We start from the raw sequence: 14,767 nt of genomic DNA, 5'->3' as shown, positions 1-14,767 counted from the left end.
GCCCGACGGAGAGACACCCTCACGCGCCGACCTCGAGGTGCCGTGCCACGAGCGGACCGACAGCGCGTAGCGCCGACGGCGACGTCATCTGCCAATGCGTGTGCGACACCGAGAAGTTCGAGATATCGCCGGTCACGTACGGGTGCCACGTCGCGAGTCCGTGCAGTTCCTCGTGCCCGGCGCTGACGAACAGGACGTCACCGTCGTAGACGCCGGGGGTGTGCCCGACGGCCAACTCGTGGTTGTGTCGTGCGGCAGCGATCAGCCGTTCCACCTCGTGCGTCTCGATGATGCCCGATCCCGCGACAAGCGACGGGAGCGAATCGAGGCGGATGCGCTGCCCCCCGCCCGGTCCGAATCCGTCGATACCGGGCATGGTGATTCCGACGGCGTCGAGCAGGTCCGCGGCGGGAAGCTCTGTCTCCCAGACGTCCTGGTTCTGTACTGCATGGCTGTCCAGCAGCACCAGGGATCCGACGGTTTTGCCCTGGGCCCGGAGGCGGACGGCCATGGCGTGGGCGATCGTTCCGCCGAGTGACCATCCGAGCAGGTGGTAGGGGCCGTCCGGGAGGATCTTCTCGATTTCGTCGATGTAGCGCTGTGCGAGGGCGTCCAGGCTGTTCGGCAGGTCGGACGGCGCTGGGGTCTGGATGCCGTAGATCGGCCGGTCGGTGTACTTGTCGAGTCCGTTGTAGCACCAGGACAGTCCGACGATCGGGTGGATGCAGAACAGTGGTACCCCGTCGCCTGTGGTGCGGATCGGGAACACCACGTCGAACGACGAGCTGCCGTCGGATCCGGAGTCCAGGAGTGTCGCAATCGATTCCGGCGTGGGTTCGGCGAGCAGTGCCTGCAGGGACAGAGCCGTGCCGGTCGATGCCCTCAGCTTGCTGAGCACACGCATCGCCGTGAGCGAGGACCCGCCTCGGTCGAAGAAGTCGTCTGTCACCGAGATGTCGTTCACTGCCAGTACCTCCGAGAATGCTTCTGTGACGAGCCGTTCGGTCGCCGTGGACGGGAGTCTGTTCGGGCCGGTGTCGCGGCCGAAGTCGGGTGGTGGAAGCGCACCGGCGTCGAGCTTTCCGGTCGGTGTGCGGGGGACGGTCGTCAGATATGTGACGGACGCCGGAATCATGTATCCGGGAAGCCGTTTCCGTAGGTAGCTCCGAAGTGCGTCACCCTGCACCGCGTCACCCTGCACCGCGTCTCGGTCGCCGAGGATGTAGGACACGAGCACCGTCTCGCCCGACGGCATGCCGTGGCCGACGGTCACCGCGAAGTCGACGCCGGGGTGAGTCGACAGTGCGGCGTCGATCTCACCGAGCTCGATGCGGAACCCGCGGATCTTGATCTGTGTGTCGCTGCGCCCGCTGTACCGGAGCCGACCGTCGGGTGTGCGGCGGACGATGTCCCCGGTCCGGTACATGCGGCCGCCGCTGATCGGATCTGCGAGGAATCGTGTCGACGTCAGCCCTGGCCGGCCGTGATAGCCACGTGCGACGGCGGGGCCGCCGACGTACAGCTCGCCGGGGACGCCGTCGGGCACCGGGTGGAGGCGTCCGTCGAGAACGTGAGCGACGAGGCCCGCGACAGGCCTGCCGATGTCGATCGGGGCGTCGGCGGTGATCTCGCCGAGTGTCGATATGTCCGTGGCTTCCGTGGGTCCGTAGCCGTTCACCATGATTCGGCCCGGCGCCCACCGGGCGATCAGCTCGGGGCTGCACGCCTCGCCGCCGACGCAGACGACCTGCACGGTGTCCAGGTCGCTCGGATCGAGCGTGGACAGGGTGGATGGAGTCGTCAGCGTGTGTGTGACGGACTCGTCGCGCAGGAACGCGGCCAGTTCTTCGCCGCCCAGAATCTCCGGTGGGGACACCACCAGTGTTGCGGCTGCGGACAGGGCGGACACCATTTCCCCGACGGCCATGTCGAAACTCGGTGAGGTGTTGTGCAGGAACCGCGACGACTGTTCGATGCGGTGCACCTCGCGCCTGGACTCGGCGAGGTTCGCGAGTCCCCGGTGCGAGACGACGACGCCCTTGGGCAGGCCGGTGGAACCGGAGGTGTAGATCATGTACGCCGCACTGTCGAGTCCGGCGACGCCGTTCAGCTCTTCCGCTGCGACGGGGTGCCGCGGTGCCCGCTCCACTTCGCTGCGGATCTCCGGGTCGTCGATTTCGAGCCAGGTGATGTCGCCCGGCAGCGCACTGCGGTGCGAGGTGAGCGTGATGCCCATGACCGCACCGGAATCGGAGACCATGTGCTGCAGTCGATCCTGAGGATATGCGGGGTCGACGGGCACGTACGCGGCGCCGGTCTTCGTCACGGCCCACACGGTCAGAACCGAATCCACCGAGCGGGGAAGCCCGATCGCGACGACGGTCTCGGGGCCGATTCCGTATCCCAGCAGTACCCGAGCCAATCGGGTCGACGCGTCGTCGGCCTCGCGGTAGGTGTGATCCTCCCCGTTCCAGCGGATCGCGACCCCGTCGGGATTCTGCGCGACGGCCTGTCCGATCAACTGCGTGAGGGTACGGGGGCTGACCGCGTCCGGGCCGCGGACGGGTTCGCGTTCGAACGGTGCGAGGATGTCGATGTCGCCGACGGCCTGCGCCGGGTTCTCCACTGCTGCCGTAAGAATCCGCGTGAACCGGTCCACGAAGCCCTCGATGGTGGCGGCGTCGAACAGGTCGGTGCTGTAGCGCAGCGAACCACCGAGGCCGTCTGCTGTTTCCCGCAGCGTCAGAGCGAGATCGAATCGCGTGACGCCGGATTCGTACGGAAATTCCGAGACCGTGAGGCCGGGCAGTTCGAGCGTCGACGGACGATCCGGTTCGAACGCCAGCAGCGCCTGGAACAGCGGGGAGTGGGATGTCGCGCGTGTCGGCCGCAGTGTCTCCACGACCTGCTCGAACGGGACGTCGGCATTCTCCAGGGCTTCGAGGTTGGTGCTGCGCACCCTGTCGAGGAGATCGGCGAAGCTTTCCCCCGGCCGAATCTCGTTGCGCAGAACGACGGTTCCGACGAACATGCCGACGACGTCGTCGAGGCTACCTGCGCTTCGACCCGCCACGGTGGTGCCGATCGGGATGTCGGTGGTACCGGACAACCGGGCCAGCAGGACTGCGTAAGCGGCGCCGGCGACCATGAACACCGAGGCACTGTGGCGATGGGCAAGCGACCTGATCGCCGACGCGACGGCCGGGCCGATATCGAACGCCACCTCGGCCCCGCGTTGGGACGAGACAGCAGGCCGCGGCCGGTCCGTGGGCAGATCCAGCACGTCGGGAAGGCCGTCCAGCCGGGTACGCCAGTAGTCGAGCTGCGTGGACAGGACGGACTCGGGATCGTCCGCGGAACCCAGAACGTTCGCCTGCCACAGCGCGAAGTCCGCGTACTGCACCGGCAGCGGTTCCCACGGCGCCGGCGCGCCGTGTGTGCGGGCCGCGTACGCGGTGACGACGTCTCGGGCGAGCGGGCCCATGGACAGCCCGTCCGCAGCGATGTGGTGAACGACGAGAAGCAGTACGTAGTCGGTCGGGGATGTGCGAAGAACACTGCCGCGCAGCGGTACTGCTGCTGTCACGTCGAATCCGCGATTGAGGACCGCTGCAGCCGAGGCCAGAACGGCCGATTCGTCGATGTCCTGCGGAGCGAGATCGAGTTCGACGTCGTCGGCCGGAAGGATCACCTGATGTGGGTCGCCGGAGACGGGGTAGACGGTCCGAAGTGACTCGTGCCGATCGAGTACGTCACGCACGGCTGCGGCCAAGGCATCCGCATCGAGTTCTCCGCTCAATCTCACGGCGAACGCGATGTTGTAGGCCGCCGAAGCCGGTTCGGCCTGGTTCAACAACCACATTCGGCGTTGCGCCGCGGACAGCGGGATCACCTCGGGCCGCGGTCCTGGACGCAGCGCAGGCAGCGCCGACGATTCCGAGGCGTCGACGACCACGGCCAGCTGCGCAGGCGTCGGAGCCTCGAACAGCGCGCGCACCGGCAGTGCCCGGCCAACCCGCTCGTTGACGTGCGCCATGACCCGCGTGGCGACGAGCGAATTGCCTCCGAGGTCGAAGAAGTCGTCGTCGACACCGACGCGTGCGGCGCCGAACACCGCCCCGAACACCTCGGACACCACCGTTTCCGTGGGCGTTCGAGGAGCGAGAAACTCACGGGTCGCGAACACCGGTGCCGGCAGTGCGGTCCGGTCGGTCTTGCCGGTCGGCGTGCGCGGCACCTCGTCGATGATCGTGACGGCCTGCGGCACCATGTGAGCCGGCAGCGACCGCCGAGCGTGCTCGACGAGCTCGGATGGCTCCGCATGTCCTCCCGACACTGCGTCGGAGACGACGACGTAACTCACCACGCTGTCGGCGTGCACGATCGACACCGACTGTTCGACGCCGGGGTGGCGGGTCAGGACGGCGTCGACCTCACCGAGTTCGATGCGGAATCCGCGGATCTTGACCTGGTGGTCGATGCGCCCGTGGTACTCGAGGGCGTCTCCGACGCGCCGCACCTGATCGCCGGTGCGGTACAGCCGATGCCCGCGCGGGTCGAACGGGTTGGCGACGAAGGACGCCGCCGTCGTCGCCGGGTGTGCGTGGTATCCGCGGGCGAGTGCGCCGCCGCCGAGGTAGAGCTCGCCGACGACTCCCGTCGGTACCGGGTGCAGGCGCGCGTCGAGCACGTACGCGTCGATTCCTCGGGTGGGTGCTCCGATTCGGATCGGCGCACCGACTGTCATCGGATCGGACATCGTCGCGACGACGGTGCTTTCCGTCGGTCCGTACGCGTTGAACAACGAGACCCGATCGGCCCAGGTGGAGATCAGATCGGGACCGCATGCTTCCCCGCCGACGACGAGGACACGCAGGTCCGGTACCGACGGCGGATCGATCGTTGCGGCAGCAGCGGGCGTCAGGAAGGCGTGGGTGACGCCGTCGAGAGCCGCTGCGAGCTCGGCGCCACCGTAGATCTGGGGATCGGCGATGTGCATCGTGCTGCCGCTGCCGATCGCGAGGAGTAGTTCGAGGATCGACGCGTCGAAGCTGGGTGACGCGAAATGCAGTGTTCGACTGGTTCTGTGGAGACCGAGGCGCTCGACCAGTTCTGCGCCGAGGTCGGCGAACCCGGCGTGGGTGACCGACACACCTTTCGGTGTTCCGGTGGACCCGGAGGTGTAGATGACGTAGGCCGGATGGTGGGGGCTCAGTGCGGCGTTGCGTTCGCGGTCGGTGATCGGAAACGCCGAACCGAGCGTCGGGTCGAGTTCGTCGGGATGAATCCAGTCGACACCGACCGACTCCGAACCGAAGCTTCCGTATGTTTCCGAGATACCGTTCATGTCCGAAATGCCAAGCCGTGCGCCGGAATCGGTGATGATGTGCAGAATCCGGTCGTGCGGGTAGCGCGGGTCGACGGGCACGAACGCGGCGCCGGTCTTGGCCACCGCCCACAGCATCGTCATCGCGGTGATTCCGCGCGGCAGCGCGATCGCCACCGCGGTCTCGGGGCCCGCTCCGCGCGCGATGAGCTGACGGGCGATGCGGGTCGAGGCGTCGTCGAGCGCCGGATAGTCGATGGAGACGGAGCCGGAGACCACCGCGGTACCGCCGGCGGACGAGACGACGGCTGCGGACAGTGCGTCGGGCAGGGTGCGGTGTCGCAGTGACGGCGTACCGCGAAGCGGATCGACGGACACCAGGTCGATGTCTCCGACGATCGTTCGAGGATCGGCGACCACCGCGTCGAGGACCGTCCGGAACAGCTCGGCGAAGGACCGAGCGGTACCGGCGTCGAAGAGATCCGTTGCGTAGGTCAGGGTTCCCGTCAGATCTTCCGACTCGAACGCCAGCTGCAGATCGAACTTCGCCACGGCGCCCACCGGAGCGAGAGGTGCGACCGTCAGCTCGGGCAGCTCGACCGTCGGTACCGGATCCTCCAGCGACAGCATCACCTGGAACAGCGGATGATGCGCGGTGGACCGGACGGGGGTGAGCTCCTCGACGACACGATCGAAGGGGATGTCGGCGTTGCCGTAGGCGGCCAGATCCCGGTCGCGTACCGACGCGAGCAGATCGGTGAACGGTGCGGCCGGATCCACGTCCGACCTCAGAGTCAGCGTGCCGACGAACATTCCGACGAGATCGTCCAGAGCGCGTTCTCCACGGCCTGCCACCGGTGTTCCGACGGTGATGTCGGACGTCCCGGACACTCTCGCGAGCATGATCGCCAACGCTGCATGGAGAACCATGAACTCGGTCGCACCGGAGTGCCGGGCAAGCTCGGTCAGTGCGCGTCGGGTGTCGGGGGCCACCGCGAACGTGACCGTCTCGCCTCGATGCGACGCGGTCGGCGGGCGAGGCCGATCGATCGGTAGCGGCAGGTGATCGGCGACACCGGCGAGTTCCCCTCGCCAGAAGGACAATTGACGCGCAGCGACGGATTCCGGATCCTGCTCGGAACCGAGCGACTCGATCTTCCACAGCGCGTAGTCGGTGTACTGAACCTCGAGGGCCGGCCACGGAGGTGTTGAACTTCGGGGTGTTGAACTTCGGGGTGTCGAACTTCGGTGTGCAGTTGTTGCGGCACGTGCGGTGTACGCGATCATCACGTCACGTGCCAGGGGCCGCATGGACCATCCGTCGGCCGCGATGTGATGGGTGACGACGACGAGCACGTGATCGTCTGCGGCGAGACGCAGAATCGCCGCGCGCACGGGTGGTCGTTCGGTGACGTCGAAACCGCGGACCGCGAGCCCGGCCACGGCGCCCGGCAACCCGGCCTCGGTCGTGGTCGTGATGCTCACATCGAGAAAATCCGAGTCGACGACGACCTGACGTGGGCCGTCCGTCGCCGTGGTCTTCCCTGACTCGGAGTCGGGGTAGAACGTTCGGAGCGCTTCGTGACGATCGACGACATCGAACACCGACTCGACGAGCGCCTCGGCGTCGAGCACACCGGTCAGCCGGACGGCGCCGGCGATGTTGTACGCACCGGACGCCGGGTCGAACCGATTGAGCAGCCACATCCGGTGCTGATTGGGGGCGAGTGGAACGTGCGCCGGCCGATCCCGACGGACGAGCGCGGGACCACCACCGCCGTTGCGAGAGAAGCGGTTCAGCCGTGTCGTCAGGCCGCGCACGGTCGGTTCCTCGAACAGGTCCCGGACACCGAGATCGCCCTGCAGTTCCGCGTTCATGCGCGCTACCACCTGCGTGGCGGTCAGTGAGTTGCCGCCGAGTTCGAACCAGCTCGCCGTCACACCGACACCGTCGACTCCCAGCACGTCGGCGAAGATCTGCGCGACGGCCGTCTCGGCTGCACCGTCGGGTGCGACGTGCTCGGCCTGGCCGACGGACGGCTCGGGCAACGCACTCCGATCGAGTTTTCCGTTGCGGCCCAGGGGAAGACGAGCCAGTGGCACGTACACCGTGGGAACCATGAACGCGGGTAGTTCGCCGTCGGCGTGTGCCCGGACGGCATCGGTCTCGGCGTCACCGCAGACGTAGGCGACCAGCTTCTCCGAGGTCCCCTCGCCGTGGACGGTGACCACGACAGCCGTGACACCTTCGGCGCGCAACAGGGCTTCGTCGATCTCACCGAGTTCGAGGCGCTGACCGCGAAGCTTGACCTGGAAGTCGTTGCGGCCCAGATAGTGCAGCTCACCGTCGAGGGTCCAGCGGACGAGGTCGCCCGTCCGGTACAGCCGACCGTCGCCGTGCGGGTCGGCGACGAACCGTTCGGAGGTCAGGGCTGCTCTGTCGGTGTAGCCGCGTGCCAGTTGCACACCGGAGAGGTAGAGCTCACCGACAGCTCCGATCGGGACGATCCGCAGCGCGTGGTCCAACACTCGGACTCCGGTGTTCCAGACCGGAACCCCGATGGGTACCGGCCCGGTCTCGGCGGCGTCGGTGCGGTGGTAGGTGACGTCGACGGCGGCCTCGGTGGGACCGTAGAGATTGTGCAGTTCGGCGGTCAGAGTGCTGTGGGAACGCTGCACGGTTCGGCGGCTCAACGCTTCACCGCTGGCGAAGATCCGGCGCAGTGAACCGGTGTCCTCGTGATCGCCGTGGTCGAGGTACAGGTCGAGCATCGACGGCACGAAATGGGCGGTGGTGACCGACTCGTCTCGTACGAGGCGCGAGAGGTACTTGGGATCGCGATGGCCACCGGGTTCGGCGATGACCGTCCTCGCCCCGGTGATGTGGGGCCAGAACAGTTCCCACACCGACACGTCGAACGTGGCCGGGGTCTTGTGCAGGACGGCGTCGGACGTGTCCAACGGGTAGGTGTCCTGCATCCACAGCAACCGATTGACGATGGCCGCGTGCGAGACCGCGACGCCCTTGGGTCGTCCGGTCGAGCCGGAGGTGAACAGGACGTACGCGGTGTTGCCCGGGCGAACCGGTGTGGGGCGCTCGTGCTGGGCGATGGGACCGGTGGCGAACGCCGACAGATCCAGGGTGCGCGGGTCTGCACAGGGCACCGATGTCTCGATATCGGTGCCGAGAATCAGTGCAGGAGAGGCAGTATCGACCATGTAGGCGATACGCGACGCGGGCAAGGTGTCGTCGAGCGGCAGATACGCCGCACCGGCATGCACGACGGCATGGATCGCCACGAGCTGGTCCATCGACCTCGGTAGGGACACCGCGACAATGGACTCGGCGCCGATTCCGCACCGGATCAAGTAGCGCGCCAGGCAGTGCACGCGGGCGGCGAAGTTGTCGTAGGTCAACGAGTGGCCGTCGTACACCACGCACGTGGACGAGCCGTACACCGTCGAGGACCGGCCGAGCAGATCCACGAGAGTGTCCGTGCCGCAGTCGACCTCGGTCGCCACCCAGTCCGACGTGACGGCCTGACGCTCCAGTTCGCCGAGCACGTCGATGTCCAGAACGCGCCCCTCGGGCCGCTCGGCCATGGCCCGGATGGCCCGCTGGAGACGGTCGGCGAACGTCGCCACCTGACCGCGGGAGAAGGCGTCGGGCGAGAAGCGCAACGTCATCGTCGGAGTCGGCTCGAGCACGGTCACCAGAGTGAGCGGATAGTGCGTGGAATCGGAGACGTCGATACCGCGGACCGCCATGCCCGCGATGTCGGTCGCGGCGTCGAGTGCGCTGTGATCGACGGGGTAGGACTCGAACACCACGAGGGTGTCGAAGTCCGCGCTCCGCCCGGCCGCCGCGTGGATGTCGGCGAGTCCGACGTGGTGGACGTCCAACAGTTCCACCTGCTCGCGCTGAACCCGCTCGGTCAGCGATTCGACGGTGTCCTGCACGTCGATCGAGACGCGGAGCGGCAGTGTGTTGATGAACAGCCCCAGCATCTCGGTGGCACCGAGGAGATCACCTGGCCTGCCGGACACGGTGGCACCGAACACGACGTCGTCGCGCGAGAGGACGGTGGACAGCACGATCGACCACGCGGCCTGCACCACGGTGTTGACGGTGACGTTCGACGCACGTGCGATCGACGCCAGGACGGAGCCGTCGATGCGAACGTCGACGTCCTCCGGCAACCGACCGCTGGGAACGTGTGGGCCCGCGAGCAACGTCGGGCCGTCGACGCCTGCGAGGTGCGCGGCCCAGCGGTCGACATCCGAGTCGGAGCGACGAGCACTCGACCACGCCAGGAAGTCCCGGTACCGACGGACCGGAATCCCGATCTGCGTGTCGGCTGCGTAGAGGACCAGGAGCTCCTTGATCAAGATCGGCATGGACCAGCCGTCGAACAGGATGTGATGGTTGGTGACCACCAAGCGCGTGCTGGCGGGCCCGTGCACCAGGGCGAACCGGATGAGCGGTGCGTCACCGAGGTGGAAGCGACGGCCGCGTTCCGCCGCGATGGTCGCAGCGACATCGTCCGTCCGCACTTCCTGCCACGGGACGGCCACGTCGTCGACCACCAGCTGGACGGGGAGCCCCGCAGCGTCGTGCACGAACGCGGTCCGCAGGTTCTCGTGACGATCCAGCAGGCGCTGCGCGGCACGACGCAGACGGTCTCCGTCGACGACGCCGTCCAGATCGAAGACGATCTGCGCGGTGTACGGATCCACCCCGTCGCGCATCAGATCGGCGTGGAACATCAGTCCCCGCTGCAACGGGGTGAGCGGCCACACGTCGGAGACGTTCCCGAATTCGCTGTGCCACAGATTCAGTCGAGCCTGGTCGACGGTCACCAGTGGAACGTCGCTCGGTGTCAACTCCCCCACGCCCTCGGCCCGGCCGTGCTCTGCGAGCTCGGTGATGGCATCGGACCACAGATCGGTGAGACGGCGGACATCCGCGGCGTCGAGCACACCCGTCGGGAAAGCGATGCGGACGATCAACGAGCCGCCGCGTACCAGTGCGTTGATGTCCAGCTCGTACGCGGTACGCAGGGCAGACCCGCTCCCGACGTCGTTGCCGACGGTCAGGTCCGGTTTCCACGGTTGATCCGGCGTTCCCCCCGGCACCTTGCCCAGATAATTGAAGCTGATCCGCGGCGCGGGCGAATCGGCGAATTCATCACGCGCCGAAAGGAGCCCGAACATCTGCGGTTCGGTGGGAATGCTCCGCAGCTGTTCCTTGACCGCCTTGACGACCGAAGCGGCATCGGGACCGGACGGCGCGTCGATACGCACCGGGTGCGTGGAGGTGAACCACCCGACGGTCCTGGTGAGATCCGCACCGGCAATCGAATCGGTGTCGCGGCCATGGCTTTCGATCGAGACCAGGTGCGACGCCTGGCCCCTCCACGTCCGAAGGGCCACCGCCAGGGAGGCGAGCAGTGCGTCCTCGGGACCCATCCGATAGCGGTTCGGCAGTTGTTCCAACAGCGCCTGAGTGATGTCGGACGACACGGCCAGTTGGGCGACCTGGGTCGTGGCCCCGGTGTCCCGTGCGTCCAGTGGACGTGACCCGAGCAGGGCGTTGTCACCGCTCAACAGTGCGCGCCACGCGTCGGCCCCGTGCGACGGGAGGTCGTCGACAGCATGAGCCCACCGGCGGAACGAGGTCTCCACCGGCTGGAGGGTCGGTCCGGACTCGCGCAGCGCGTAGGCCGTGACGAGATCCGGGAGCAGAATCCGCCACGACACACCGTCGACGACCAGGTGATGGGCGACCAGCACGATCCGCGGGCAGTCGGGGTCGGTGACGTGAACCACCTGGAGCATCACGGCATCCCGCGGCCGCAGCCGCGCACCGGCGCGAGCAATGATGCCCTCGAGATCGGTCCCTGATTCGCCCCCCGAATCCACAGCCGAGCACTCCGTCGACACCAAGGCCGCAGCATCCACGGATCCGGTGGGCCCAACCACGAGACCGTCGTCGACGAGCCGTGCCCGCAACGCATCGTGGTGATCGATCAGCACGGCCAGCGCGGCCACCAGATCCTCGGTGTTCAGATCGGACGGCGCGACCAGCACGAGAGCTTGATGAAAGTTGTCGAGGTCCGTCGGCTGCTCGGCCCGCGCCAGGACGCTCGCGGCGATGGGCAGCAGCGGCAGGTCACCGACCCCGCCGCCGGGCAGTTCCTCGAGCCGGACTCGGTCGGCGTCGCTGACTGCGGCGTCGGCGAGGCCGGCGACCGTGCGACGCTCGAAGACGTCCCGCGGTGTGAACACCACCCCGGATGCCTTGGCGCGCGAAACAAGTTGAATGGCAACGATACTGTCGCCGCCGAGAGCGAAGAACGAGTCGTCGACGCCGACGGAGTCCTTGCCGAGCACCTCCGCCATCGCGTCGGCGATGATCTGTTGGACAGGATCGCTCGCGGCGCGGAACGGCGCGGCTTCGACGTGGGCGAGCGGATCCGGCAGAGCAGATCGATCTACCTTGCCCGACGGTGTGATCGGAACCGAGTCGATCTCGACCAGAAGGGAGGGAACCGACTGCCGGGGAAGGAATTCCGATGCCAATGCGATGAGGGCGTCGCGATCGAACTCGTGACCGGCCTTGGTCTTGACGTAGGCGACGAGGGTGGATCGGTCGCCGCGTCGGGCCACCGTCGAGACGACGAAGTCCACGGACTGATGCCAGGACAGAACGGCGTCGACTTCGCCGAGTTCGATACGCAGGCCGTGAAGCTGCACCTGGAAGTCGCTGCGGCCGAGGAACTCCAGATCCACACCCACTGTGTCCGATACACGCCACCGAACCACGTCTCCGGTGCGGTACAGGCGCTGACCCGAGCCGTACGGATCCGCGACGAAGCGGGTCGACGTCAACCCCTCACGGTTGTGGTAGCCGCGGGCCAGACCTGGTCCGCCGACGTAGAGTTCACCACTCGAGCCGACCGGTACGGGTCGAAGCCACCGATCGAGCACCACGGCGGTCGCACCCTGCAAGGGCCGGCCGATGGTGATCGCCCGCGGATCCTTCTGGGGTTCGGTCATCGTGATCACGATGGTCGATTCGGTAGGGCCGTAGCTGTTCCGCAGCTCTGCTCGCGACCGCAGCCTGTCCACCAGGTCCGGGGGGCAGACGTCACCGCCGACGACGACGGACGTCAAAGACTCGACCTTCTCCACCTCGACGGTGGACAGCAATGCAGGAGCAGTGACGATGTGTGTGACGGCGTGCTGCGTGAGCAGCTCCGTCAGTTCGCTGCCGCCGTGAACATCCGCAGGCGCGACGACCATCGTGGCACCGGCCCCGAACGCGGCGAGCATCTCGAACACCGAGGCGTCGAAACTGGCCGACGAGAACCGCAGGACACGGGAGTCCGTCGTCAGGGCGAGTTCCGGGCGCTGAGCGGCGGTGAACACGGACAGACCGCGGTGGCCGACGAGCACGCCTTTCGGTGTCCCCGTCGATCCCGACGTGTAGATCATGTAGGCCGTGTGGTCGAGACCGAGTCGAGACCGCCTGTCCGCGTCGGAGATCGGTGCGTCGGAGCGTGTCCCGAGCTCGCCGGCGAAGCCCGGGTCGTCCATCCCGAGCCAGTGCACGGCGTCGGGAAGAGAGTCCGCCAACGCTGTGGTGCTGAGGCCCACCAGGACACCGGAATCGGTGACCATGTGGCCGATCCGCTCGGGCGGATACGTCGGATCGATCGGCACGAAGGCCGCACCCGACTTCGCGGCGGCCCAGAACGCGACCACCGAGTCGATGGAACGCGGAAGCGCGACGGCCACCACCGAGTCCGGACCCGCGCCGCGGGCGATCAGCGCCCGGGCGATGGTGTTGCTGCGCCGATCGAGTTCGGTGTAGGAGAGTTCGGTGGTGCCGTCGACGAGAGCGATTCCGTCCGGGTTCCGTGCCACACCGGCCGCGAGGATGTCCGGAAGCAGCATCGGTGGTGCATCCGGTCCGCCGCGCGCGGGGACCACGGCGTCGATCTCCGCGTCATCGAGGAGGTCGAGATCGGTGACAGCGAAGTCCGGATCGCTGTGGAGGAACTGCGCGAGAAGCCGGACGAAGCGGCGGTACAGGTCCTCGGTCGCCTCGGCGCTGTAGACGTTGGGGTTGGCCTCGAAGTCGATACGGGAGCCACCGCCGTCGACAGGTGGGTAGATGTTGACCGACAGATCCTCGACCGGGCCCGTGGACAGGACGTTGAAATATCCCGTTTCGCGCCCGAATTGCACCTGACGTTCGTACGCCATGATGTTGATGGCGGTACCGAAGAACCCGCGATGCTCCTGGCTGGCACCGGCGTCGCGTCGAATGTCCTCGGCGCGGTAACGCTGATGCCGCAGAGCACCGGTCAGTTCCAGCTGCACAGCGTCGACGAGGCTCGCGACGGTCGTCCCCGGCACGATGCGCACACGGATCGGGAGGACGTTGGACACCATGCCGCCGGAGCGTCGCAGCACCGCCGTCGTGCGTCCGGCAACGGGCAGCGACAGAACGATGTCGTCGTTGCCGGTCAGACGGGACAGGAACGCAGCGACCGCGGACACGGCCAACGGTGCGAACGCCGATCCGAGCCTGTCCGCGGCGCGGGTGAGTGCCTTCTCGAGAGTCTCCGGTAGCGGCTCCCCGCAGATCCGCGACCGCGGTGCCGGTGGGGCGACGATGCCCGACGGCGACACCGGAGCCGGCAGCGCACTCGTCTTCTCCCGCCAGTACTCGCGGTCCTTGTCGAAGCGCGACGAAGAGCGGTAGTCGTCCTCGGCTGCGTAGACGTCCTCGAGTGCGCCCGCCTTCGAGACCGACGGCGACTCACCGGCCTGAACCGCCGTGTAGATCTCCGCGGCACGGTTCATCAGCCGGACCGCGCCGTACCCGTCGAGAGCGATGTGATGGACGTGCGAGTACCAGAACGTTCGATCGGCGCCGACGCGCAGCGTCGCAGCTCGGATCAGCGGGCCCTCGATGATGTCGATGGGTCGGGAGTAGGCGGCCTGCATCCAATCGATCGCCGCGGCCTCGGGGTCGGGTTCCTGAGTGAAATCGAGATCCGTCGACTCGTGTCGGGTCGACTTGTCGATGTACTGGTGTGGTTCACCGTCGATTTCCACCAGGCGTAGCGAGCCCGCACCGAGCTCGGCCGCAGCCTGCTCCACCGCCCCACGCATCAAGTCACCGTCGAGTTCGCCGTGGACGTCGATGTAGTTCGCGATGGTGATCGGAACGTCCGGCATCAAGTGCTGGGCGAACCACAGCCCGCGTTGTGCAGCAGTGAGCGGGAACGGCGCGGACGTCACAGTGTGCCCGGTGTCGGTCCTGCTCAGCGCAACTGAATCAGCCGAATCCACAGTAGTGCTCTCTCGGTCGAAGGAGCGTGGTTGGCGGAGGCTCGGAACCGGACGTGGCGTGCGCTGCCCCGAAAC

At 67.4% G+C, this 14,767-nt stretch carries 1 protein-coding gene; it reads right to left on the bottom strand.

Annotated elements, in window-relative coordinates; genetic code table 11:
• Positions 1 to 19: 19 nt before the first annotated feature.
• Positions 20 to 14,692 (bottom strand): non-ribosomal peptide synthetase, encoded by a 14,673-nt coding sequence (locus tag CH289_RS08860; protein ID WP_094727784.1) that lies wholly within the window; start codon positions 14,690 to 14,692, stop codon positions 20 to 22.
• Positions 14,693 to 14,767 lie beyond the last annotated feature (75 nt).

The organism is Rhodococcus sp. RS1C4 (assembly GCF_002258225.1).
Lineage (GTDB): Bacteria > Actinomycetota > Actinomycetes > Mycobacteriales > Mycobacteriaceae > Rhodococcoides > Rhodococcoides fascians_E.
This window is presented reverse-complemented; position numbering and strand designations above follow the sequence as displayed.